This is a genomic window from Massilia agri (assembly GCF_024753255.1).
Classification (GTDB): domain Bacteria; phylum Pseudomonadota; class Gammaproteobacteria; order Burkholderiales; family Burkholderiaceae_D; genus Telluria; species Telluria agri.
This window is the reverse complement of the sequence record NZ_JANUHA010000008.1, coordinates 182,408-206,510: the sequence shown is the minus strand read 5'-3', so window position 1 is coordinate 206,510 and position 24,103 is coordinate 182,408. Positions and strand designations below refer to the sequence as shown.

Annotated in this window: 24 protein-coding genes; 16 read left to right on the top strand and 8 right to left on the bottom strand. The window is 65.7% G+C overall.

Translation table 11 applies throughout. The features are described from left to right. Window positions 1-25 precede the first annotated feature (25 nt). The 8 genes from NX780_RS13590 (at window position 26) to NX780_RS13555 (ending at window position 7,484) form a co-directional block, all read left to right on the top strand. Entirely contained in the window at window positions 26-670 is a 645-nt protein-coding gene (locus NX780_RS13590) for a VTT domain-containing protein (RefSeq protein ID WP_258828402.1), read from the top strand. A gap of 143 nt (window positions 671-813) precedes the next feature. Beyond that, window positions 814-1,908, top strand: coding sequence for a carbonic anhydrase (locus NX780_RS13585; protein ID WP_258828401.1), 1,095 nt, complete (start codon window positions 814-816; stop codon window positions 1,906-1,908). Window positions 1,909-2,144: 236 nt separating this feature from the next. Then, on the top strand, window positions 2,145-2,642 hold the full coding sequence (locus NX780_RS13580; RefSeq protein WP_258828400.1) for a nuclear transport factor 2 family protein: 498 nt from the start codon (window positions 2,145-2,147) through the stop codon (window positions 2,640-2,642). A gap of 41 nt (window positions 2,643-2,683) precedes the next feature. Continuing rightward, complete coding sequence (locus tag NX780_RS13575; RefSeq protein ID WP_258828399.1) at window positions 2,684-3,718, top strand: sensor histidine kinase; 1,035 nt, start codon at window positions 2,684-2,686, stop codon at window positions 3,716-3,718. Beyond that, on the top strand, window positions 3,715-4,464 hold the full coding sequence (locus NX780_RS13570; RefSeq protein ID WP_258828398.1) for a LytR/AlgR family response regulator transcription factor: 750 nt from the start codon (window positions 3,715-3,717) through the stop codon (window positions 4,462-4,464). The genes NX780_RS13575 and NX780_RS13570 overlap by 4 nt, the downstream gene beginning before the upstream one ends. Continuing rightward, a complete protein-coding gene (locus NX780_RS13565) occupies window positions 4,461-5,615 on the top strand; it encodes an acyltransferase family protein (protein ID WP_258828397.1) in 1,155 nt (384 codons plus the stop codon). The genes NX780_RS13570 and NX780_RS13565 overlap by 4 nt, the downstream gene beginning before the upstream one ends. A 32-nt stretch (window positions 5,616-5,647) precedes the next feature. Then, complete coding sequence (locus tag NX780_RS13560; protein WP_258828396.1) at window positions 5,648-6,838, top strand: alpha/beta hydrolase family protein; 1,191 nt, start codon at window positions 5,648-5,650, stop codon at window positions 6,836-6,838. 100 nt (window positions 6,839-6,938) lie between these two features. Then, window positions 6,939-7,484 carry a hypothetical protein gene (locus NX780_RS13555; protein WP_258828395.1) on the top strand — a complete coding sequence of 182 codons (546 nt, stop codon included), beginning with the start codon at window positions 6,939-6,941 and terminating at the stop codon, window positions 7,482-7,484. 97 nt (window positions 7,485-7,581) lie between these two features. On the opposite strand, the gene NX780_RS13550 is transcribed toward NX780_RS13555, so the two are convergent. The 4 genes from NX780_RS13550 to tsaE form a co-directional block, all read right to left on the bottom strand. Continuing rightward, a complete protein-coding gene (locus NX780_RS13550; protein WP_258828394.1) occupies window positions 7,582-9,300 on the bottom strand; it encodes a M1 family metallopeptidase in 1,719 nt (572 codons plus the stop codon). A gap of 87 nt (window positions 9,301-9,387) precedes the next feature. Beyond that, window positions 9,388-10,182, bottom strand: a complete 795-nt coding sequence (locus tag NX780_RS13545; RefSeq protein ID WP_258828393.1) for a D-hexose-6-phosphate mutarotase — start codon at window positions 10,180-10,182, stop codon at window positions 9,388-9,390. An 8-nt stretch (window positions 10,183-10,190) separates the two neighbouring features. Further along, window positions 10,191-11,612 (bottom strand): N-acetylmuramoyl-L-alanine amidase, encoded by a 1,422-nt coding sequence (locus NX780_RS13540; protein ID WP_258828392.1) that lies wholly within the window; start codon window positions 11,610-11,612, stop codon window positions 10,191-10,193. Next, window positions 11,576-12,061, bottom strand: coding sequence for a tRNA (adenosine(37)-N6)-threonylcarbamoyltransferase complex ATPase subunit type 1 TsaE (gene tsaE / locus NX780_RS13535; protein WP_258828391.1), 486 nt, complete (start codon window positions 12,059-12,061; stop codon window positions 11,576-11,578). The genes NX780_RS13540 and tsaE overlap by 37 nt, the downstream gene beginning before the upstream one ends. A gap of 56 nt (window positions 12,062-12,117) precedes the next feature. Between tsaE and queG the strand changes: the two genes are divergently transcribed. Then, complete coding sequence (gene queG / locus NX780_RS13530; RefSeq protein WP_258828390.1) at window positions 12,118-13,248, top strand: tRNA epoxyqueuosine(34) reductase QueG; 1,131 nt, start codon at window positions 12,118-12,120, stop codon at window positions 13,246-13,248. Here the strand turns inward: queG and NX780_RS13525 are convergent. From NX780_RS13525 to NX780_RS13515, 3 genes are all read right to left on the bottom strand, one after another. Then, window positions 13,219-13,545, bottom strand: a complete 327-nt coding sequence (locus tag NX780_RS13525) for a DUF3052 family protein (protein ID WP_258828389.1) — start codon at window positions 13,543-13,545, stop codon at window positions 13,219-13,221. The genes queG and NX780_RS13525 overlap by 30 nt on opposite strands. 283 nt (window positions 13,546-13,828) lie before the next feature. Then, entirely contained in the window at window positions 13,829-14,410 is a 582-nt protein-coding gene (locus NX780_RS13520; protein WP_258828388.1) for a response regulator transcription factor, read from the bottom strand. Between the two features lie 52 nt (window positions 14,411-14,462). After that, window positions 14,463-16,478: a sensor histidine kinase gene (locus NX780_RS13515; protein WP_258828387.1), complete on the bottom strand. Its 2,016-nt coding sequence runs from the start codon at window positions 16,476-16,478 to the stop codon at window positions 14,463-14,465. A 121-nt stretch (window positions 16,479-16,599) separates the two neighbouring features. On the opposite strand from NX780_RS13515, the gene NX780_RS13510 reads away from it, so the two are divergent. The 6 genes from NX780_RS13510 (at window position 16,600) to NX780_RS13485 (ending at window position 22,316) form a co-directional block, all read left to right on the top strand. Further along, entirely contained in the window at window positions 16,600-17,628 is a 1,029-nt protein-coding gene (locus NX780_RS13510; protein ID WP_258828386.1) for a TRAP transporter substrate-binding protein, read from the top strand. A 283-nt stretch (window positions 17,629-17,911) separates the two neighbouring features. Continuing rightward, complete coding sequence (locus tag NX780_RS13505; RefSeq protein WP_258828385.1) at window positions 17,912-18,139, top strand: hypothetical protein; 228 nt, start codon at window positions 17,912-17,914, stop codon at window positions 18,137-18,139. A 28-nt stretch (window positions 18,140-18,167) separates the two neighbouring features. Next, window positions 18,168-18,686, top strand: coding sequence for a methylated-DNA--[protein]-cysteine S-methyltransferase (locus NX780_RS13500; RefSeq protein ID WP_258828384.1), 519 nt, complete (start codon window positions 18,168-18,170; stop codon window positions 18,684-18,686). Next, complete coding sequence (xerD, locus tag NX780_RS13495; protein WP_258828383.1) at window positions 18,659-19,564, top strand: site-specific tyrosine recombinase XerD; 906 nt, start codon at window positions 18,659-18,661, stop codon at window positions 19,562-19,564. The genes NX780_RS13500 and xerD overlap by 28 nt, the downstream gene beginning before the upstream one ends. Window positions 19,565-19,657: 93 nt before the next feature. Further along, window positions 19,658-19,852: a hypothetical protein gene (locus NX780_RS13490; protein ID WP_258828382.1), complete on the top strand. Its 195-nt coding sequence runs from the start codon at window positions 19,658-19,660 to the stop codon at window positions 19,850-19,852. A 295-nt stretch (window positions 19,853-20,147) separates the two neighbouring features. Beyond that, window positions 20,148-22,316 carry a putative bifunctional diguanylate cyclase/phosphodiesterase gene (locus tag NX780_RS13485; RefSeq protein ID WP_258828381.1) on the top strand — a complete coding sequence of 723 codons (2,169 nt, stop codon included), beginning with the start codon at window positions 20,148-20,150 and terminating at the stop codon, window positions 22,314-22,316. 100 nt (window positions 22,317-22,416) lie between these two features. On the opposite strand, the gene NX780_RS13480 is transcribed toward NX780_RS13485, so the two are convergent. Further along, on the bottom strand, window positions 22,417-23,391 hold the full coding sequence (locus tag NX780_RS13480) for an endonuclease/exonuclease/phosphatase family protein (RefSeq protein ID WP_258828380.1): 975 nt from the start codon (window positions 23,389-23,391) through the stop codon (window positions 22,417-22,419). A 38-nt stretch (window positions 23,392-23,429) separates the two neighbouring features. Here NX780_RS13480 and ybaK point away from each other — a divergent pair, with 38 nt between their 5' ends. Further along, window positions 23,430-23,921, top strand: coding sequence for a Cys-tRNA(Pro) deacylase (ybaK, locus tag NX780_RS13475; protein ID WP_258828379.1), 492 nt, complete (start codon window positions 23,430-23,432; stop codon window positions 23,919-23,921). The last annotated feature ends 182 nt before the right edge of the window (window positions 23,922-24,103 follow it).

The window sequence follows — 24,103 nt, the reverse complement described above, 5'->3', positions numbered from 1 at the left end:
TGGCGGGCTACCTTCTAGGACGAATATGGATTTGATGCAATTATTCGACATGATTCTTCATGTCGATAAAACGCTGGGCACGCTGCTGGCCCAGTACGGCCTGTATGTCTACATCGTGCTGTTCGCCATCGTCTTCTGCGAAACCGGCCTGGTGGTCCTGTTCTTCTTCCCTGGTGACACCCTGCTCTTCATCGCCGGCGCCTTCTGCGCCACCGGCGAGATGAACTATCCGCTGCTGACGGCCCTGCTGGTCGCGGCGGCCGTCCTCGGCAACACCCTGAACTATTACATCGGGCAGGCAATCGGCCACCGGGTGTTCTCACACAATTACCGCTGGATCAACAAGGATGCGCTGCAGCGCACCCACGACTTCTTTGAAAAGCACGGCGGCAAGACCATCATCGTGGCGCGCTTCGTGCCGGTGGTGCGCACCTTCGCGCCCTTCGTCGCCGGGGTTTCCGAGATGACCCATGCCCGCTTCCAGCTCTTCAACATCACGGGCGCGGTGCTGTGGGTGGTGAGCCTGGTGACAGCCGGCTACCTGTTCGGCAACATTCCAGTCGTCCGCGAGCACCTGACGGAGATCGTACTGGTCGGCATCTCGGCGGCCATGGTGCCACTGGCCATTGGTGGCATGGTTAAATTCGCACGGCGAGTGCTCAGCCGATGAGCAGCCGATGGGTTGTCAGATCGCTTCCACCCCTTGCAACACCTTCAACGCCCCGAGATTTTCGGGGCGTTGTTGCTTTAGCGCACTCAAGTTTTGACGACAATTTGCCGATAAGCATGAGGACAGACCAATCCTGGAATCCCATGCGCCACCTCATCGCCCTGTTAGCTTGCAGCCTCGCCATGGCCGGCGCAAGCGCGAGCGACTCCGCTCCATCATCCGCAGCGCCGGCCAAGCCGGTCGCCGAATTCAAGGCCAGCGACGCCAAGGTCGACGGCAAGTCGGCCGACGTCAAGGCCATCCTCGAAGGCAAGGGCAGCGTGCCGGCCAAGCCTTCGATCAAGCCGAACCTCAAGCCTGCCGCCGCTGCGCCGGCGCCGGCCGCAGCCGACGAAGACCAGGCCGAAGTCGACCTGTCGGTGCGCATCGCCGAACGCCTGGCCCAGCTGCGCGAGCAGCAGGCTGCGCGCGTGGCCGCGGCCGCACGGGCGAAGAAGGCGGCTGAGGCCAAACGCCGCAAGGAAGCCGAAGCGGCGATCGCCGCCGCCAACAAGCCGAAGAACGGCACCCACTGGACCTACGAGGGCGAGTACGGCCCGGCCAACTGGTCGAACATTAATTCCGCCTGGGCCAAGTGCAGCACCGGCAAGCGCCAGTCGCCGATCGATCTGCGCGACGGCATCAAGGTCGACCTGGAACAGATCACCTTCGACTACCATCCGAGCTCCTTCAGCGAGATCGACAACGGCCACACCATCCAGGTCAACGTCGGCGGCGGCAACTTCCTCACCGTGGGCAACATGAGCTACGAGCTGCAGCAGTTCCACTTCCACCGCCCGTCGGAAGAGCGCATCAACGGCAAGGGCACGGAGATGGTGATCCACTTCGTGCACCGCAGCTTCGAAGGCAAGCTGCTGGTGCTGGCCGTGCTGCTCGAGCGCGGCCGCGCCAACCCCTTGATCCAGACCGTGTGGAACAACCTGCCGCTGGAAAAGCAGACCACGGTCTCGCCCTCGATCGTGCTGGACCCGAACGAAGGTCTGCCCGAGAAGCGCGAATACTTCACCTACATGGGTTCCCTGACCGAGCCGCCCTGCACCGAGGACGTGCTGTGGATCGTCATGAAGCAGCCGATGCAGGCTTCGCCCGCCCAGATGGCCTTGTTCTCGCGCCTGTATCCCCTCAATGCGCGTCCCGTCCAGCCGAGCAATGGCCGGATGATCAAGGAATCCAATTGACCGATTCAACCTCGGTGTCAGGTCTGACATTTGGACACGAGCTCAGCTTTAATTGCTCGCCAACTGTCGAGGCCGTGTCTGAATGTCAGACCTGACACCCTGGTTTTAATGTCAGACCTGACACCCTGGTTTTTGATTCACCGTTTCATCGCGCCGCGTGCACGGTTCGGCGCATTGCGCTGGACCGCAATCTCGCCTCTTACTAAGGTGGGAACTTTCCAACCCCCGGAGTTCCCATGCGCGCTTTCCTCGCTTCGATCCTTCTCGCACTCTGCCTCACCCATTCCGCATACGCCGCCGACCAGGTCCGCAGCAGCGGCCCCGCAGCCGATGTCGCGGCCATCAACAGCGTCGTCGAGCAGTTCAAGGCCGCGATCATCGCCCACGACGGCAAGACCCTCGGCAGCCTGTTCCTGCAGGACCACGACAGCTGGCTGTCGGTGGCCGACGAGAAGGCCTGGGAAAAGGTCAAGGCGCGCCATCCGAAGGCGCGCAAGGTGGTGCCCTCGAGCTGGAAGAAGTTCGCCGAATTCGTCCAGACCGAGAGCAAGCCGATCGAGGAGCGCTTCTACAACGTGCGCATCGACACCAACGGCGCGGTCGCCTCGGTCTGGTTCGACTTCGACTTCATCGAAGACGGCAAGGTGGTCAACCGCGGCAGCGAAAGCTGGCAGATGGTGCGCGCGGAAGACGGCTGGAAAATCAGCTCGATGCTGTTCTCGATGGGCGATTGACAAGATAGAATCGCAGGATTGACAGATCCGGAACGCCCAGCGTGAAAGTCGAAACGCCCCTGCTCGTCCCCGTGCTGGCCGCCTTGCCGGTGTGCGCCTGCATGGCCATCCTCGGGCTGCCGGCCTTCGGCCACGGCTATGCCGCCGCCTTCCGCACCCTGTTCTTCACGGCCTGCCTGGCCTGGCTGGTTCCGCTGGCCCTGCTGCAGCGGGCCATGTGGCGGCGCGAATGGCCCTGGCTGCGCATGGCGCTGGTGCTCTTGGCGTCGACCTATGCGATGTCCCTGCTCAATGCCGTACTCGGGCAACGCCTCGCCATCTCGCTCGGGCTGGAGACGGAATACCGCTGGGATGAACTGGTGCAGGGCCTGGACGGCTGCTGGCTGGCCCTGATCGCCTTCTGCGCGGTGCATGCGGTGGCCGGCTACTACCTGTCGCTGCAGCAGGTCCGCCTGCACCTGGCCCAGGCCCAGGCTGCGGCGCGCGACGCCGAACTGCGCGCACTGCGCCTGCAGGTCAATCCACATTCTCTCTTCAACTCCCTGAACGCGATCTCCGCGCTGGTATCAAGCCAAGCCAACCGCGAGGCCAACCACATGCTCGGCTGCGTTTCAAGCTTCCTGCGTTCCACCCTGGCGCACGACGGCCGCCACGAGCATTCGCTGGCCGAGGAACTGGCCCTGCTCGACGCCTACCTCGAGATCGAGAAAGCGCGCCTGGGCGAGCGCCTGCGCCTGACGATGAAGGCCGGGCCCGACCTGCTGGATGCGGTCGTGCCCTACCTGATGCTGCAGCCGCTGGTCGAGAACGCGATCCGCCACGGCATCGCGCCGCTGGCCGAGCCGGGACGCCTCGACATCCGCGTCGAGCGCCAGGGAACGCGCCTGCTGGTCGAGGTGCACAATGATGGCCGGCAGCCTGTCTACTGCGGAAAGGGCATCGGCCTTGCCAATGTGCGCGAACGCCTGCGCCACCTCTACGGCGAGGAGCAGCAGGTCGATGCGGGGTGGGGCATTGACGGCCGCTTCGGCGTGCGCATCGCGCTGCCGCTGCGCACCGAGGAGGCAGTGGCATGAACATCCGGGTGGTCGTCATCGACGACGAGCCGCTGGCCCGGCTGGCGGTCAAGGCCAGGCTGGCGCGACGCAGCGGCTTCGAGCTGGTGGGCGAATTCGGCGACGGCGACAGCGCCTGCGAGGGGATCGCGGCGCTGCGTCCCGACCTGGCCTTCGTCGACGTCGAGATGCCTGGCAGGACCGGGCTGGAGGTGCTGGCCGCGCTGCCCCCTGGGCAGCGGCCGATGGCGATCCTCCTGACCGCCTACGACGGCTTCGCCGTCCAGGCTTTCGACCTGGCGGCGATCGACTACCTGCTCAAGCCCGTCGACGACGAGCGCCTGGACGAAGCCCTGGACCGTGCGCAGCAGGCCTTTCCCTACCGGGGGCCGTGCCGCGCGGCGCCGCCGGCTGCGCCGGTCGCGCGCACCTTCAGCGTGCGGGTCGGCGCGCGCACGGTGCTGGTGCCGGTCGCCGAAGTCGAGCGCATCGAGGCCGATGGCGACTACGCCACCCTGCACGCGAACGGCAAGACCTGGCTGGTGCGCGAGCGCCTGCACAACCTGGCCATGCAGCTCGATCCGCGCCAGTTCCACCGCATACACCGCTCGACCATCGTGCGGCTCGACATGATCGCCGAACTGCGCGCGCTGACCAACCGCGACGCCCTGCTGCGCCTGCGCGACGGCAGCGTGCTGCGGGCCAGCCGCACCTATATGCCCGCCCTGGCGGAAGCGCTGCAACACCTCAACAAGAAAACCGCATGACACCCCGCGAATCGAAACACGGCCGGCTCGCCGGATTGGACACCCTGCGCGCGCTCGCCATCGTGCTGGTCCTGATGTCCCACTACAACAGCTTCGTCAGCCGGGCCCCGACCTTCGGCTTCATGGGTGACATCGGCTGGGCCGGCGTCGACCTGTTCTTCGTGCTGAGCGGCTACCTGATCGGCAACCAGCTGCTGGCGCCGGCGGCGCGCGGCGAGAGCCTGGAACTGAAAACCTTCCTCGCACGCCGCCTGCTGCGCACGCTGCCGAATTACTATGTCGTGCTGGCCGTCTACCTACTGCTGCCCGACAGTCCGATCGCGGGAAAAAGCATGGCGCCGACCTGGCAGTCCCTGACCTTCACCCAGAACTTCGGCCTGAACTACGGCGAGACCTTCACGCACTCGTGGTCGCTGTGCATCGAGGAGCAGTTCTACCTGGTGCTGCCGCTGGCGGTGCTGGCGCTGGTCGGCAGCAGACGCTCGCCGCATCTGCTCTGGTGCGCCCTGTTCGCCGCGATCGGCACCGGCATGACGGCGCGCGGCATGGCCTTCATGGACGGCAAGGACGTCTTCGCGGCGCCGGTGTACTACTCGAGCTTCTGCCGCTTCGACGAACTCCTGCCGGGCGTGGCCATCGCCATGCTGAAGAACTTCCATCCGGCGGCCTTTGCACGCGTGCTCCGTCATGGGAACGCGCTGCTGGCGGCAGGCCTGGGCATGGCAGCGGCCGTGCTCTATGGGGTGATGAACGATGCGCCGAGCGCCTTCATGGGATCGACCTTCGGCTTCTCGCTGGTCGCCATCAGTTTCGCGCTGCTGACCTGCGCCGCGCTCAGCCCGGGTTCGCTCCTGAACCGCCTGAGCATTCCCGGCGCGGCCAGCCTGGCGCTGTGGTCCTATGCGGTCTACCTGGTGCACAAGCCGGTGTTCATGGCGCTGCGCCCGGAACTGCTCGGCAGGGGAATCGATCCGGGTGCGCCGCTCACCATCCTTGCCGTCATGGCGGCCGGCATCCTGGGCGGCTGGGTGCTGTACCGGGTGGTCGAGACGCCCTTCATGCGGCTACGGGCGCGCTGGTTCCCTGCGAGCGCCGCGAAGGCGCCCTGGCCTGCTCCCGCCTTCCCGTCCGGCAGCGCGCGGGTGGGCTGACGGTCATTGCATCCACATTTTCAGGGGCTCGTATGCGCGTGATTCTATCCATGATGTTCTGCCTGGCCTGTACGGCAGCCAGGGCCGAAAGCCTGTTCACGTTCTCGAACATGCCCGGCCTGCACGGTGTGGGCGTGCGCGTGGTCAAGCAATACGATCGCACGCGCACGTTCACGCTGCAGCAGGGCATGCTGGCAAGCGTGTTTTCGAAACAGGAGAACCGGGGCCGGCCGATCCAAACGGTGATCTGGTATCCGGCGGAGAAGGGCGGGCAGGGCGTCAGGTATGACGATTACCTGCAGCTGGTCGGTTGGGAAACCGACCCCGAACGCTCGCCGAAAGAGCGGGCGCGGACGGTGGATGCCTGGCTGCAGATGGTCACCGAAGGCAAGCGCAGGAAGCAGGTCGAGTCCGAACGGCGCAGAAGGATGTGGGCGGTGCGCGACGCCGTGCCGAAGGCCGGCAAGTATCCGGTGGTGATCTACGCGCCCAGCATCAACAACACGACCTTCGAAAACGCGGACATCGCCGAATTCCTGGCGAGCCATGGCTATATCGTGATCGCCGCGCCAACCATCGGAGAAACGAGCCGCTGGATCAAGAAGGATTTGAAGCACGCGGAACTGCAGGTGGACGATATCCGCTTCCTGATCGATTATGCGCGCACGCTGCCGCAGGCCGACATGACGCGGGTGGCGGTGGCGGGTTTCAGCTGGGGTGGACTCAGCAACGTGCTCGCGGCTGCGAAAGACGAGCGGATCAAGGCCCTCGTGTGCATGGACGGCGCGGTACGCTATTTCAATTCCATCGTGACGCAGGCGAAGTACGCCGTCCCCGAGAAACTCAGGACGCCACTGCTCTTCCTCGCCCAGACCCCGGCGTCGATGGAAGAAAATATCCGCTACAAGGAAGACATGAGCGGCAGCTTCATGAGCCGCATGAGCAATGCGGACGTGTACCTGCTGACGATGTATCCGATGGAGCATGTCCACTTCGGGTCCGCATATATCCGGCTCGACGACCCCGCCGAGTACAAGGAATACACGCCTGAGGAAGTATCGTTCGCATACAGCCTGGGAGCCAGGTACATCCTGAACTTCCTGAACGGTTACCTGAAGAACGACGGAGCCGGACTGGCCTACCTGGCGAACAGGCCGGTCGCCAACGGCGCCGCGCCGCATTCGATGAAAATGGAATACATGCCCCGCCAAGGCAAACGGTGATTGGCGACGCTCGGGCTTTCCCGATTCGTGACAGAGCGCGTATTTCGGCAGCCTGACTGGCTGCTAACATGGGCGGATCCAGTTCCTGAGGAGACCGACAATGCCCATGCGATCGACAGGGTTCAATATGGTAAGGCATGCCTGCGCGGCTCTCGTGCTGGGCGTCATCGCAAGTCCCGCCAGCTGGGCTTGCCGTGCCCCGCCGCGCGAGCAGGTCGTGACACCGCAGGAGCTGATTGCAAAGGCAAGCGATGTATCGCTTGCAAAGGTGGTCCGCGCGACTCCATTGTCGGGCGCAACGGGTGGCGGACGTCCGTCCGTAGAGTACGAGTTCGAAGTCCAGCAGCGCATTCTCGGACCGGAAGAACCGCGCTTCATCCTGATCGGCGCGCATGGCCAAACGCGCCACCAACCAGCATCGGCCGATCACAGCGACGAAGCGTTCTGGCAGCAGGGAGGAGGGCGCCTGTACAACGACATGGATTGCGTCTTGCGGCCCGATTTCGCTGTCGGTGAAAGCTATCTGATCTTCTGCGGCAAGCCTGCAGTCTGGCGCGGCTTCGAGCGCATCGAGACTGTGCGTGGCCGGCCGAATCCTGAAGACAAGTGGCTGTCCTATGTCGTGGAAAAGCTGGGAAGCCGATAGGCGCAAATGCCTGAGCTGAGGCCGTTTTCGAGGCGGCGCCAGCACCGGCAGGCCAGCGCCCCCCGCTAAGGCAGGAGGCCGCCCGGCTGCCCGGCGATTACTTTGCCGCGCTGCGCTTCTTGCGCTGCTCTTCCCGATACGCCTGATAACGCTCGATATGCGGCTCGCGGCGCAGGATCTTCGAATTCGGATCGAGGACGTAATGCGCGCCTTCCTCCAGCTGCACACTCCCGCGCCCGTCCGTCATCGGCACGTTCACGATGCGCTCGCCCACGCGCACTTCGACCGGCATCGGGAAGGGCGTGTCCTTCTCCGTCTTCCACGCCAGGTTCAGGGTGTTGCCGCTGCGGGTGGCCTGCAGGTCCGGCAGGGCCGCCTGATAGAGATAGGCCTGGAAGAACCAGTCCAGGTCGCGCCCGCTCTCGCGTTTGGCAATCTCCATGAATTCCTTCGTCGTGCCCAGGCGCGGCTCGAAGTTGCCGGGGCGCGGGTCGGGGGTGCCATAGACGCTGGTCCGGACGGTGCGGAAGAAGGCCTCGTCGCCCATCACGCCGCGCAGCGTGTGCATCACGAGCGCGCCCTTGGTGTAGATGTCCTGGCCCGGTCCACCGCGTTCGGTGGAATACACCTGGCCCTCGGTGCGCGGCTTGCCCGAGACGATAGGCGCCTTGTTCTGGATACCGGCGCGCTGCGCCATCAGCTCGGCGAAGTAGGCCTGCTGGCCGCGCAGGTACTGCATGTAGAGCGGCTGCATATAGGTGCCCAGGCCCTCGTGCAGCCACATATCGTCCCAGTCGGCATTGGTCAGCTGGTTGCCGAACCATTCGTGGGCGAGTTCGTGCTGCAGCAGCTCGTCGTAGCCGTACTGCGTCTTGGCGTACTTGTTGCCGTAGGCATTGATGGTCTGGTGCTCCATGCCCTTGTGCGGGGTCTCGACCACGCCCATCTTCTCGTAGCCGAAGGGGTAGGGGCCGATGGTGCGCTCGAAGAACTCCAGCATCTGCGGGAATTCCTTGAACAGCTCCGCGGCCTGCTTGTCGTTCTGCGGCAGGTACCAGAAGCGCAGCGGGACCGTGTTGCCGTAGCGGCTGGCGTAATTCCCTTCCAGGAGTTTATACGGGCCGACGTTGATCGAGATGCCGTAGGTGCTGGGGTTCCTGGTCGACCAGTGCCAGGTGCGCCAGCCGTCTTTCTCGTCCATGCCCATCGCGACGCCTGCGCCGGCCGCGACCAGGGGGGCGGGCACGGTGAAGTGCTGGTCGACCTGCTTCGGTTTGCCGGTCGGATGGTCGATGCAGGGCCAGAACAGGTCGCAGCCTTCGCCCTGCACGGCGCTGGCCACCCAGGGCTGGCCATCGGGCGTTTGCGACCAGACGAAGCCGCCGTCCCAAGGGGCGTTCCTGGCCACGTGCGGCGTGCCGCGGTAGCGCACGCGGATCGTGGTCTGCTTGCCCGGTTCCAGGCGCTGCGGCAGCCTGACGGTGAGGCGGCCTTCCGGATTGCTCCAGCTGCCGCCTGCCAGCGCCTGGCCGTCGACCTCGATGGCCTCGATTGGCAGGTTGCGGTCGAGGTCGAGCTCGATGCGGTCGACCGGCTGGCGGGTGCCGAAGGTCAGCAGGGCGTCGCCCTGGATGCTGCGGGTCTTCGGCTCCACCCGGATGTTCAGGTCGGCCTTCTCGAAGCTGAGCGCCAGTTGGTCGGGACTGCGGGCGACGCCGGAATCGACGGTGTAGGACGTGAGCGCAGGAGGCGGCGTCGTGGTGGCGCAGGCGGCCAGCAGGGAGCTGGCGGCAGTGGCGATCGCGATCTTTTTCATCTGGCGGGCGGGAGCGGTTAATAATCTGTCCAATTTATCACGGAGGAAACTTTCCGGATATATTGACGGCCCGCCGGCCGGCGCCGTTCAGCTGACGCGGTAGTTTCCGGTCCAGGCCTGGCCCGGCGCCAGGGTATGCGGCTCGAGCAGGGCCGGCTCGATGCACACGAAGCGTTTGTACTCGTCGTCCGCCATGTCCGACAGGGCCGCGGTATCCAGCGCCCCCGGATTCCACACGACTGCGTCCAGGAAGCCGCCCTGTTCCAGCAACAGCGTGCGTTCGCCGGTGGCCAGGGTGGCCCGTCCCGTCACGTGAGGATAGACCTTGTCGAGCTTGTCGATGATCGAGATCTCGTCCGAGGAAATGCCTTCGATGCGCACCTCGCACACGTCCGGCACCAGGTAATAGGTGTGCAGGGCCGCGGAGAAGGGGAAGGGCATGCTGCCCTCGTTGCGCACGGTGAGCGTCATCGCCAGCTCGTTGGCGCAGACCGCCACGCGCAGCAGCAGCGCGAAGTCATGCGGCCAGGCCTGGCGGACAGGTTCGGCAAGCATGCGCGGCGCCAGCGCGAATTCGGCCCAGGCCGTGCCGCCGTCCAGGCCGCTGCCGGCCAGTTCCCAGGTGCTCACGCGCGCAAAGCCATGGCGCATGCCGGCGCCGCGTTCCGCGAACTGCGGGAAGATCACCGGCACGCCGCCGCGGATCGCCTTGCTGCCGTCCATCGCCGACTGCGTGCTGAGGAACATGCCTTCGTTGCCATCGGCCCCCGTCCACGAGACCAGGTGGGCGCCGTACAGCGTCACGATGGCCTGGGCGCCGTCGGGCGCCGCGATGCGGATGGCGGGCAGCTGCCCGAAGGTGGTGGCGGTGGCGTGGGTCATGGGCGATATCAGGTCTGGCGGCTCTTGGCCATCGGTGGATTGTCGGCGAAGTAGCGCTTGATGCCCTTGGTGATGGCGTCGGCCAGCTGGTTCTGGTAGCCGTCGTCGCGCAACTTCGCCTCTTCGTCGGGGTTGGAAATGAAGGCGGTTTCGACCAGGATGGACGGGATGTCCGGCGCCTTGAGCACGGCGAAGCCGGCCTGCTCGACGGCCGCCTTGTGCAGGCGGTTGATGCCGCCGATCTCCTTCAGGACGGCCTTGCCGACCTTCAGGCTGTCGTTGATCTGGGCCGTGGTCGACAGGTCGAACAACACGCTGGCGAGTACCTTGTCCTGCACCGCGGCGTTGGCGCCGCCGATCAGGTCGGCCTTGTTCTGGTCGTTCGCCAGCCAGCGCGCCGCGCTGGAACTCGCGCCCTTCTCGGACAGCACGAAGACCGAGGAGCCGCGCGCCGTCGGCGAGATCCAGGCGTCCGCGTGGATCGACACGAACAGGTCGGCCTGCACCTGGCGCGCCTTCTGCACGCGCTGGCCGAGGGGGACGAAGTAGTCGCCGTCGCGGGTGAGCATCACGCGCGTGTTGGGCAGCTGCTCGAGCTTCGCCTTGAGGCGCTTGGCAACCGCCAGCACGATGTCCTTTTCGCGCGCGCCGGTGGCGCCGATGGCGCCCGGATCTTCGCCGCCATGGCCGGGGTCGAGGGCGATGGTCACCATGCGCACCACTTTCTGCGCGGGCGCCCTGGCGACCTGCCTGCCTGGCGTCGGCTGGACCGGCTGCGACGGCGGCGTGCCGTTCAGGGCCGACATCTCGGATTCCAGTTTGGCGATGGCGTCCGGAACGACCTCGGTCTGGGCCGGCGGCGTGGCCGGCAGGGGCGAGGCGGGGTTGGCGCTGCTCGCGGCCGCAGCCGGGGTGTCGTCGGTGGTCCACTCGCCCTTGCGGATCATGGCCGCGATCGGGTCCACGGGCTTGAGCGGATACAGGTCGAAGACCAGGCGGTGCTGGTAGCCTGCCACCGGCGCCAGTGTAAAGACTTCCGGCTTGATCTCTTCCTTCAGGTCGAACACCAGGCGCACCACGTTCGGCCGGTTCTGGCCGACGCGCACCTGCTTGATGTAGGGGTCGTTCGGTTCGACCTTGGCCACCAGGCTTTTCAGGGTGTTGTTCAGGACCAGGCCGTCGATGTCCACCACCAGGCGCGGCGGATCGGGCACCAGGAAGTGCGTGGTTTTCAGCGCGCTGTCGTTTTCCAGCGTGACGCGGGTGTAGTCGGGCGCAGGCCAGACGCGCACGGCCATGATCTGCGTGGCGCTGGCCGGCAGCGGCGTCAACACGGACAGCAGCAGGGTGCCGCCGGCCTTGAGCAGGGTGCGTCGGTGCGGTGAACCGGGAGTCAGGGGGGCGGGGCGTAGGCGAGACGGTCGAGGCATAGCAGGCCCAATTGAGACAACGCCTGCAATTCTACCTCACGGCCGAGCCCACTGACGCTAAGCAACACCCGGACGTCGGGCGGCGGCAACACCGGCTCGCCCTTTTCGGGCCATTCGACGATACAGACATTGCGTCCGTCGAAGTCGTCGCGGAAGCCCGCGTCGAGGAATTCCTCGGGGCTGGACATCCGGTAGAGGTCGTAGTGGATGATGTTGCCAGGTTTGCCATCGATCGTGACCCGGTAGGGTTCCGACAGGGTGTAGGTCGGACTTTTGACCGTGCCCGTGTGCCCACTGGCCTGGATCAGGGCGCGCGTGAGCGCCGTCTTGCCGGCGCCGAGGTCGCCATGCAGGTAGATCACCAGGCCGGGCTGGAGGGCGCGCGCGAGCGCCTGCCCCAGGGCGATGGTGGCGGATTCGTCGGGCAGATAGGCTTTGAAAGGCTGCATCGAATAAAATAGCGTGTTAAATCGCGGCTGGTGATGCCGCCTCGTTCTATCCTGCCATGTTGCCAAAACCCCCTGACTTGCCAGAACTTGCCCGCGCCATCAAGGCATGGGGACGCGAACTCGGTTTCGCCGACGTGCGCATCGCGGACGTCGACCTGGCGCATGCGGAAGCCGGCCTGCAGGCCTGGCTGGACGCCGGTTATCACGGCGAGATGGATTATATGGCAAGCCACGGCATGAAGCGTGCGCGGCCGGACGAGCTGGTGCCGGGGACGGTGCGCGCCATCGTGGCGCGCATGGACTACCTCCCCATGAGCCGGGACGACGGTTGGCGCGAGCAGGAGCGGGCGCGCCAGCTCGAGCCGGGCGCTGCCGTGGTCTCGGTGTATGCACGCGGCCGCGACTACCACAAGGTGCTGCGCAACCGCCTGCAGGCCCTGGCCGAGCGGGTCAAGGCGGCAGCGGGCGAACTCGGCTACCGCGTGTTTACCGATTCGGCGCCGGTGATGGAACTCCCGCTGGCCGAAAAGGCCGGCCTGGGCTGGCGCGGCAAGCACACCCTGCTGCTCGCGCGCGACGCCGGCTCGACCTTCTTCATCGGCGAAATCCTGGTCGACCTGCCATTGCCGGTCGACCCGCCCACGGGCGCGCATTGCGGCGCCTGCAGCGCCTGCATCGACGCTTGCCCGACCCAGGCCATCCTCGGCCCGGGCCGGCTGGATGCGCGGCGCTGCATTTCCTATCTCACTATCGAACTCAAGGGCAGCATCCCGGAAGCGCTGCGGCCCCTGATCGGCAACCGCATCTACGGTTGCGACGACTGCCAGCTGGCCTGCCCATGGAACAAGTTCGCGCAGCGTGCCGCGCTGCCGGATTTCGACGAGAGAAATGGCTTGGGCGATGCAGGCATGATTGCGCTGTTCGCCTGGGAAGAGGACGAATTCAACCGGCGGATGGAGGGCAGTCCGATCCGTCGCATCGGCCACGAGCGCTGGCTGCGCAACCTGGCGGTCGGGCTGGGCAATGCGGCAGGAAAGGATGGCGCGGATGGCGAGGCGATCGTTGCCGCGCTGCGCGCACGCGCCGCGCATCCATCAAGCCTGGTGCGCGAGCACGTGCGATGGGCGCTGGCGCGCCACGGCGTGGACGTTTCGTTCCTATTCGATGCGCTTGAGGCGCAGGGCTGACCAGTCGCCGTCGATCGAGATCATCGCCACGCCGGTAATGCCGTTTTCCTTGGCATAGGCGTTGATGGAATCGCGGTTGATGTCGGTTGCCTTGGAGGCGGTCTGCTTGAGGTAGGCGATCCACAGGGAGCCCTTGTCGCCCAGGCGCTCCTTGGCGGCGGGCAGGTATTGTTCGAGTTCCTTGCGGTTCAGGGCGAACAGCAGGATGACGTCGAAGGGTCCGTCGCCCTCCTTGACGATCTCGGCGGGCATCTGCGCCGCCACACCCGGGTTGGCCTGGCCATTGAGGATCAGCATCGATTTAGCCGTCCTCAGGAACATTTTGTCTGCGACAGTCTTTTCGTTCATGAGTATTCCTAAATGCAATTGCTCGCGGCGTAGTGCGGCGAGGCGTTCAGCCTGATTTTACAAGGCTTCGTGCAAAGGGCAGGGACGCTTGCATGCATGCAAAAAGTAGGGTGGTCGGCTTCGCCGACCGCGCGTTCAACTCCCCTGTGAACAGATGCGGCGCGACTATTCGCCGGGTGGTTGAACGCGCGGACGGGAATTTAGTCCACTGGACTAAATTCCCCCGTCCACCCTACTTTAAAAGACCGGCCAATTCGACGGCCGTTTTGACCTGCATCTTGTCGAAGATGTGCGCGCGGTGCACCTCCACCGTCCGCATGCTGATGCCGAGTTTATCGGCCACGACCTTGTTCATCATCCCGGCCAGGATCAGGTCCAGCACCTCGCGCTCGCGCGCCGACAGGGTGGCCAGGCGCGCCTGCACGGCTGCCGCCCCGGCCGCCTTGCGCGAGGCCGCCAGGGCTTCCTCGACGCGGTCCATCAGCACATTATCGTTGAACGGTTTCTCGAAGAAGTCGAAGGCGCCGCGCTTGAGCGAGTCGACCGCCATCGGCACGTCGCCGTGGCCGGTCAGGAAGATCACGGGCAGGCGCGAAAGCAGGCCGCGCGCCACCAGCTGGTCGAATACCGCGATGCCGTTCATGTCCGGCATGCGCACGTCCAGCAGCACGCAGTCGCCTTCCGGATCGGGCGTGCCCACGGCGTCGAGGAAGGCCTGGCCGCCGGCATGGCCGCACGCCTGCAGGCCGCGCGATTGCGCCAGCCAGGCGAGGGCGTCGCGGATGACGTCTTCATCGTCGACGATGTGCAGCATGTGGTCTCCGTCCTGTCGGGGTGTGCCCGCGTTGTTGTGTGCAGGGGGGATTTTAGCCCAGCGTCCCGTCCGCCGCTTGGCCTGTATGACAAGGCAGGGCAAAGGTAAACACGGTGCCGCCACCCGGGTTCGGCGCATGGCTCAGGGTCCCGCCGTGGAATTCGATCGCCGTGCGGCAGATCGACAAACCCATCCCCATGCCCTCGGCCTTGGTCGAATAGAAGGGCTCGAACAGGCCGGCCGCGACGTTTTCCGGAATCCCGTGGCCGCGGTCGATCACCGACACCGCGACCTTGTCTTCGACGACGGCGGCGGCGATGCGCAGCACGCGCTGGTTGGGCGCCGTGTCCTGCATCGCCTCGATGGCGTTGCGCGTGAGATTGAGCAGCACCTGCTCCAGCATCACGCGGTCGGCCAGCACGGCGGGCAGCTGGGGCGGCAGCTCGACGCGCAGCACCACGCCGGCCTGGCGCGCCTGCAGTTCGACCAGGGCGCGCACGCCGTCGATCACGCTGCGGATCGTCACCTGCTCGCGGCGCGGCTCGCGCTTCTTGACGAATTCGTGCACGCTGCGGATGATCTGGCCGGCGCGCTGGGCCTGCTGGCGCGCCTGCTCCAGCGCGTGGCGCAGCATGCCGCCATTGAGCGTTTCGCCCGACTGCCTGCTGCGCTCCAGCACGTTGAGCGCGCCCGCCGTGTAGCTCGAGATCGCCGCCAGCGGCTGGTTCAGTTCGTGCGCCAACATCGAGGAAATTTCCCCCATGGTGGCCAGGCGCGCGCTCGCTTCCAGCTTGGCCTGCTGCTGGCGGTTCAGTTCCTCGACGCGCTTGCGGTCGGTGATGTCGAGGATCGAGCTCATCCAGCCGCTCTGGCGGCCGTCGGCGTCCACCAGCGGCGCTTCGAATACCAGCACCGGCACCCGCACGCCGTCGGGACGCTGGAACACGGTTTCGAACTGCGGGGTGACATTCCCCGCCAGCACACCACGGAAGCGTTCCTCGTATTCGGCCATCGCTTCCGGCGCCCAGTAGGGCATGGGCGGCTTCTTGCCCACCAGCTCCTCCGCCGGGTGGCCGACGATTTCGCAGAAGGCGCGGTTGACATAGGTTACACGCCCCTCGAGGTCGCGCGCGCGCAGGCCGGTGATCAGGGAATTTTCCATCGCGGTCCGGAAGGCCATCTGCTGGCGCAGCGCGCTCTCGGCGGCGAGGGTGCGCGAGATGTGGCGCCACAGGGCGCCCAGGCTCAGCACCAGGCCCAGGGCCAGCACGATCACCGAGCCCACCAGCAGGTTCGGCAGCAGCTGCGGCGCGCGCTTGGTGCTGTCGGTGGACAGGATGACCAGGGCGCCCGGCAGGTCGAGCTCGCGCCGGTGCGTGTAGACGCCGCGGCCCGGGCCGCCGGCCGCGCGCCGCGCCACCGGCTGGTCGTCGCGGTCGAGCAGGGTCAGGGCATTGTCCTGGGCGAACCACCAGGGCACGGTCTCGTCGAGCAGGATCTGCAGGCTGTAGGTTGCCACCAGGCGGCCGGCCGGACGCCCTTTCGCATACAGCGGCAGCACATAGTCGAGCACGCCGGAGGTGGCGGCCGTCGCGCCATACACTTCGCTGTAGCGGCCGCCACGGGTGCCGGCGGCGACCTCGGCCGCCAGCTGGGTGGGCGCGGGCAGGGCGGCGGGCGGTTCCAGGCCGTGGCTGGCCAGGACCTTGCCCTCGGCGTCGTACCAGACCACGCGGATCAGTTCGTGGCCATTGTTGAACATCTGCTGGAAGCGCGCCTGCAGGGCGGCGGGGGAGGGCGGGCGCGTGACCAGGTCGGTCCCCAGGCCGGCCAGGGCTTCCTCGCTGCGCGCCAGCTCGAAGCGCAGGGTCTGCTCGACCCAGAGCGTATCGGCAATCAATTGCTCCTGTCGCTCGGTGGCTTCCATCTGGCGCGCCTGCCAGGGCAGCCAGACCAGCACCGCCAGGAACAGCAGCACCAGCAGCACCGGCACCAGCCAGCGCCAGGAACGCGCACGCTGGGCGGCCCCGGGCTGGGCTGCCCGTTGCTGGGCGCAGGGAAATGTCATTCGAGGCTGCATATACCTTACACTGTCGAGCGATTGTGGATGTCCACGATGGTGCACCCATCCAGGTGCGCGCAGACTGGGATCATCTTATTCCCATTGTTTTCAGGAAGACCGAAACCTCATGCGATTTCCCCTGCTGGCCGCGGCGCTGCTTGCCTGCGCCGGATTCGCCTCCAGCCCCGGCGCCCTGGCACAGTCGCGCAATGCGCCGAACGCGTCCGCTGCACCGATCGTCATCAAGTTCAGCCACGTGGTCGCGCCCGACACGCCGAAGGGCCGCGCCGCCGAGCGCTTCAAGGCGCTGGCCGAGCAGATGAGCAATGGCCAGGTGAAGGTGGAAGTCTACCCGAACAGCCAGCTCTACAGGGACCGCGAGGAGCTCGAGGCCCTGCAGCTGGGCGCGGTGCAGATGCTGGCGCCCTCGCTGGCCAAGTTCTCGCCCCTGGGCGTGAAGGAATTCGAAGCCTTCGACCTGCCCTACATCTTCCCCTCCAAGCAGGCGCTGTACGCGGTGACCGAGGGACGCATCGGCCGCAGCCTGCTGCGCAAGCTCGAATCCAAGGGCATTACCGGGCTGGCCTATTGGGACAATGGCTTCAAGATCATGTCGGCCAACAAGCCGCTGCTCGCGCCCGCCGACTTTCGCGGCCTGCGCATGCGCATCCAGTCTTCGCGCGTGCTGGACGAGCAGATGCGCGCGCTCGGCGCCCAGCCGCTCGCGCTGGCCTTCTCGGAAACCGCGCCCGCCCTGCGCAACGGCGTGGTGCAGGGCACCGAGAACACGCCCTCGAACATGTACACCCAGCGCATGCATGAAACCCAGAAGCACCTGACGGTGTCCAACCATGGCTACCTGGGCTATGCCGTCATCGTCAACAAGAAGTTCTGGGACGGCCTGCCGGCCGGCACCCGCCGCATCCTCGCGCGCGCCATGGCGGAGGCGACGGCCTACGAGAAAACCATTGCCCAGCGTACCAATGACGAAGCATTGGAAGCGATCCGCCGCGCGGGCACTACCACCATCCATACGCTCAGCCCGCAACAGCAGGCTGAATGGCGCAAGGCGATGGCGCCCGTGTATGCACGGATGGAAGAGCGCATCGGTAAAGACGTGGTGCAGGCGATCCGGCGCGAAGCAAGTGGCCGATGACATGAAGATGACACACGACGCGAACGCTCATGCGTTTTCTTCATAATTAAAATAATTTTCGGGAATGTGGTCAAAAAGATACGTTTGTACGCATGTGCTTGCGTTATGATGGGGCCTTCTCGCACTTACATGGTGCGTACGCGAACAGAACACACACGGTTTTGGGGAGCATAGATAAAATCACGGTAATCCATACCGGAGACAAATCGAGGAGACACACGTTTTACAGAAGCCGTTAGCACTGCTAAACGGCCGGGGACGTGACCCGAATTGGAGCGCACCTTTGAGTGCGCTTTTTTTTCGTCCCCGCTATGCCCCGAAAGAGGTGGCAAGGGAAGCACTGATTTATTCTGGCGTGCAGGAATCGATCACGAAAAATGTGCCCGGCAAGGCCTGGCCGGCCGCGCTCAACCGCAGCGATACCAGGTGGTATCGCGAGGATTTACAACGCAGCAGGGTGCATTTTCTCGTGGTCGAGGCCGCAGCCATGAATAGATCAGTGCTTCCCTAGGGTCCCGCCCAGCGGTTAAGATGAGGGCATGAAGACAGACCAGGTTTTGTTCAACGCCATCGTGCCGGCGGCCTTCGGCGCGCTTGGCATCCGTACGCTCGAAGGCCGGGTGCGCGAGCTGGTCTACCTGCCGCCATCCTTCGAAGAAAAGGCGGCCGACAACGAGGTGGCCGCCCAGGCCGCGGAGCAGGTCGCCCGCTATCTCGCCGACCCCGATTTTCACTTCGACCTGCCCCTGTTCGAGGCCGGCACCGATTTCCAGCGTCGTGTCTGGAGCGAGATCTCGAGCATCCCGCGCGGCAGCGTCAAGACCTATGGCCAGCTCGCCAAGACCATCGGTTCGGCCCCGCGCGCGGTCGGCCAGGCCTGCGGCGCCAACTGGTTCCCCCTGATCATTCCCTGCCACCGCGTCACCGCATCCGGCGGCCTGGGCGGCTTCTCGAACCAGGACGACGAGAACGGTTTCCACCTGTCCGTCAAGCGCTGGCTGCTGCGCCATGAAGGCGCCACCGCATCCCCATGGCAGCAGCAATCGATCTGGGACTGATCGACGAGTTCTGCGACACCCTCTGGCTGGAACAGGGGCTGGCCAAAAATTCGCTCGACGCCTATCGCCGCGACCTCAAGCTCTTCGCCGGCTGGCTGGAGCTCAAACGGCCGGAGCGGCCCAGCCTGCTCGCCGTGCAGCCGGAGGACATCGCCGCCTACTTCGCCGAGCGCCACGAAGACACCCGCCCCAGCTCGGCCAACCGGCGCCTGTCGGTGCTCAAGCGTTTCTATGGGCTGGCGCTGCGCCGCAACCAGATCGCGCAAGACCCCTGCCTGAAGATGGCCTCGGCCAGGCAGCCGCTGCGCTTCGTCCATACCTTGAGCGAAAGCCAGGTCGAGGCCCTGCTGGCCGCCCCCGATATATCGACGCCGCTGGGTTTGCGCGAGCGCACCATGCTGGAGCTGATGTATGCCAGCGGCCTGCGGGTGTCGGAACTGGTGGCATTGAAACTGGTCGAAGTGAGCCTGAACGACGGCGTGCTGCGCATCACGGGCAAGGGCAGCAAGACCCGCCTGGTGCCGTTCGGACAGGAGGCGAGGCTGTGGCTGGAGCGTTACCTGAAAGATGCGCGCGGCATCATCCTGAACGGGCAGATCGACGACGCGCTCTTCGTGACCGGCCGCGGCGGGCCGATGACGCGCCAGATGTTCTGGATCCTGATCAAGAAACATGCACTGAAGGCCGGCATCAAGGGGCCGCTGTCGCCGCACACCCTGCGCCACGCCTTCGCTACCCACCTGCTGAACCATGGCGCCGACCTGCGCGTGGTGCAGCTCTTGCTGGGCCACGCAGATATTTCCACCACACAGATTTACACGCATGTTGCGCGCGAGCGCCTCAAGCACCTGCACGCCCAGCACCACCCGCGGGGTTAATTCAAACCGCGGCGCATTCCCTCGTCCATAATGGCCGTGCAGTACGGCAGTGGACATCCTTCTTCAATTGGCAGAGCTCGTAACGAGGTAAACATGGCAAAGACAAACTTCCAGTACGAAAAGCGGCAGCGGGAACTCGAGAAGAAGCGCAAGGCCGAGGAAAAGGCGCGGCGCAAGCAGGAAGCGAAACACACGGCGCCGGAAGGACAGGATGGCGGTGCAGGCGGGCAGGATGGCGAGTCCTCCGCTGACGCGGAAGACGAGGCGGCGCCACAGGGCGCCGCCTGAGTCATCCGCCGCCGCTTGCCTGAGCGCCGCGGCGGGTAAAAGTGGGCGCGCGGGCTCCGTCTTGAATGCAAGATGGAGCTCCTTGCGCATGGTGTCACTGTAGGCGTGTGCGCCATGCGCCGCCACCGGCTTGCGACAGGCGGCCGCGCGGCGGGTCTGGAATGCAGAAATGCGCGACGAAATGCGGGCTACCGGCCCGTTTGCGTGCCCGCAAAGGGTGTGCCGGAAGAAGGGAAAGAATAAGGGGATTGTCATCGTACTCACGATGCTTTCTTCTTGATAAGGATCTTTTCCTGTGAACGATTCCACGCAGGGTCAGACCGGCCGGCCGGGCACGCCCGGCGGCGCGGCCGATCCTGGCCGGCCGGAGCCTGTCGCACGCAGCGAGGGCCAGGCCGGTGGCTTCCATAGCGATAGCCCCGGCCGTGAAGCGCTGGACTGGCTGTACCGCTTCGTAACGGCCATCGAGCTGGCGCCGGCGGTCGCCGTGCACTCGGTCGACGCCCGCGGCATCGTCCGCTTCTGGAACCATGCCTGCGCCCAGCTGTTCGGCATCCCGGCCAGCCATGCCCTGGGACGGCCGTTCCGCGAACTCGTCTCCCACCTCGAGCGCCAGGCCGAATTCGACGCCGCCATCGCCGAAATCTGGCGCGAGGGCAGCGCGCCCGCGCCGCGCGACTGGCATGTCGAAACCGCTGCCGGGCGGCGCCTGTGGCTGCACTCGAACCATTTTCCCGTCAAGCGCGAGGGCGCCACCCAGCAGGTGTTCTGCATGGAGGTCGACATCACCGGTCGCAAGCAGGTCGAGGAAAACCTCACCTCCGCCGCGCGCGTGTTCGAGAACGCGCACGAGGGCATGATCCTCATGGATGCCGAATACCGGGTGCAGGCGGTCAACCCGGCTTTCACCACCATTACCGGCTACGCCGCCGCCGACATCGTCGGGGCCACGCTCGCCAGCCTGCCCTGGGGAGAGACTGAAACCGGCTTTTACGAAAGCATCTGGTCCCAGCTCGACGGCAACGACCACTGGCAGGGCGAGGTCGCGGCCATGCGCAAGAACGGCGAGCGCTACCCGGCCTGGGTGGCCCTGACCACCATCCGCGATCCGCGTGGCGAGGCCATCAGCTACATGGCCATGCTGTCCGATATCAGCGAGCGCAAGCGGGCCGAAGACCGGGTGCGCCACCAGGCCGAGCACGATCCGCTTACCGGCCTGCCGAACCGCGCGCTCTTCCTCGACCGCATGCACCACGCACTGGCCACCTGGCGCCGCCAGCGCGACAATTTCGCCGTGCTCTTCCTCGACCTCGACCGCTTCAAGGCCATCAACGACAACAATGGCCACCAGGCCGGCGACGCCGTGTTGCGCGAGGTCGCGGCGCGCCTGCGCGGCTGCGTACGGCGGGTCGACACCATCAGCCGCCTGGGCGGCGACGAGTTCGTGGTGCTGCTGGCCGACATCGGCGGCGCCGACCAGGCCGCCCATGTGGCGCAGGCCGTCATGCAGGCGGTGGCGCGGCCCGTCGAGGTGGGCGAGAGCCTGTTCACGCTGTCGGCCTCGATCGGCGTGGCCATCTGCCCCACCGACGGAACGGACGTCGACACCCTGATGCACCACGCCGACGTCGCCATGTACCACGCCAAGCAGAACGGGCGCGACAGCTTCCGCTTCTTCAGCCCCGAGATGAATGCCCGCGTGCTCGAGCGGGGCGTGCTGGAGCAACGCCTGCGCCAGGCCCTCGATCGCGGAGAATTCCTGCTCGAATACCAGCCCGAGCTCGAGGTCGGCAGCGGCCGCGTGATCGGCGTCGAAGCCCTGATCCGCTGGCGCCATCCCGAACGCGGCCTGCTGCTGCCGCATGACTTCCTGCCGGTGGCGGAGGAGTGCGGGCTGATCGTGCCCATCGGCGACTGGGTGTTGCGTGAAGCCTGCCGCCAGGCGCGCGCCTGGCGCGACGAGGGTCACGACGTGACGGTGGCGGTGAATCTGTCCGACGTCCAGTTCCTGCACGGACGCCTGCTCGACACCGTCGACGAGGCCCTGGCGCAGTCCGGCCTGGCGCCCGAATGTCTCGACCTGGAAATCACGGAAGGGGCGATCATGCGCGGCGACGCGGGCCTGGACGGCATCGTGGAAGCGTTGCGTTCACGCGGCGTGCAACTGACCATCGACCGCTTCGGCACGGGGCTCTCGAGCCTGTCGTCCCTGCGCTGCTATCCGCTGTCGAAGCTCAAGATCGACCGCAGCTTCGTGAGCGACATCGAGCACGATCCGGTCGACGCCGCCCTGATCCCCGCCATCATCGCCGTGGCCCGCAGCCTGCGCCTGCGCGTGATTGCGGAAGGCGTGGAAACGGCGGAACAATTGCGCTTCCTGCAGCAACACGGCTGCGACCAGTACCAGGGTTTTTATGCGGCGGGCGCGAGCAGCAGGCCGGATTTCGGGCCGGCGCCATCTTGAATGTCGGGCCAAGATACCTGGTTTGACCGTGTGGGCAAGAACTTGCCCACCCTACGATTAGAAAACGCGGCAGCAGGTGTTCGCCTTTCCTGACGCCAGCTTAATCTAGACCACCGTCGAAGCGCCCCGCTGGCGGATACAGGCGAATCCGCGCCAGCACCTGCCCATGGTCCGACGCTTCCGGCAGCCCCAGGTCCAGGTGGTCATTCAGGTACACCACGTCGACCACCTCCCCGATCGCATCCGGCAGCACCGGATTGAATTCCTGCGACACCAGGATATGGTCGATGGTCGAGTGCCGGCTCTCGTGCACGATCGAAAACCCCACGCTGCGCAGATTATCCTGGTGCATGTGCAGCCGCGCGGCGTCGAACATGCGTTCGGCCAGCGGCGCACCTTCGCCCAGCACGATCTCGGTGGTGACGGAATCGGCGACGTCGTTGAAGTCGCCCAGCACGATGCGCGGGCGCTGTTTTTCGCGCGCCATGTCGGTGAGCAGGACGCGCAGGGCGGTCGCCTCGGTGCCGCGCCGGATCAGGGAGCGCAGGCAGGCGAGGGCATACAGGTTCGGGTCTTCGCCCGTATCGCTGGCGCGGTAGTCAGGGCGGCGCGACTTCAGGTGCACGACCACGACATCGATGACGATGCCGGGCGCGAGTTCGACTTCGGCATGCAGCGGCGCCCGCGTGAAACGGTCCGGGTCGCGGCTGCCGGGCGGCATGGCCACGCTGTCGGGGAACATGGTCAGGGGCCGCGCATGGCTCACGACCGGCAGGCGCGAGACCAGGGCCACGCTCGGTGTCAGGCGCGGCGCTTCCGGGTCGGGATCGAAGCCAAGGTGCACCGCTTCGCGAAAGCGGCGGGTACGCGACAGCACCTCGCGCAAGGTCGCCTGCGAAAAAATCTCCTGGAAGCCGATCACGTCGGCATTGAGCAGGTCGATCTGGTGCGCGGTCCACTGCAGCTTGGCCTCGTACTCCTCCGGCGTGCAGGGCTCGAGGTTCTCGTAGCAGCGCATGCCGGGCGGCGCCAGGTTATAGGTATTGAAGGTGGCAAAGCGAATTTCTTGCTGCATAATAGAAACCCCTTATATTCGTCTTTAGCGTACCACGCATGGCCAAGAAAGAGCACGTGTCCGAGACACCCGCGACGCAGTTCCTGCGCAAGCATGGCGTGAGTTTCACGGAACATCCCTACGACTATGAAGAACATGGCGGCACGTCAGTTTCTTCGCGCGAACTTGGCGTGCCTGAGCACCATGTCGTGAAGACCCTGGTGATGCAGGATGAGGCCGCGCGCCCGCTGATCGTGCTGATGCATGGCGACCGCAAGGTCTCGACCAAGAACCTGGCGCGCGCGATTCCCTGCAAGTCGGTCGAGCCCTGCAAACCGGAAGTGGCGCAGCGCCATTCGGGCTACCTGGTCGGCGGCACTTCGCCCTTCGGCATCCGCAAGGCGATGCCGGTCTACGTCGAGGAATCGGTGCTGGGGCTGGAAAAAATCTATATCAACGGCGGCCGCCGCGGTTACCTGATCGGCATCGACCCGGCCGTCCTCACCGGCGTACTGGGCGCACGGGCGGTGCAGTGCGCGCTGGTCGAGTGAGCTTCCTGAGGGCTAAGTACTCGCCCTGAAATAAATGTGTTTTTGGCTGCCATAACCGGCGCGTTGCTGCGTTGGCTCCTGCTTGCAGTGCTCGCACTGCGGCGCACTCGCCGCCTTGCACCGCATCCGGTCCTGTTTGCCAAAACTCACATTTATTTCTTGTCGAGTACTTAGGCTAATGG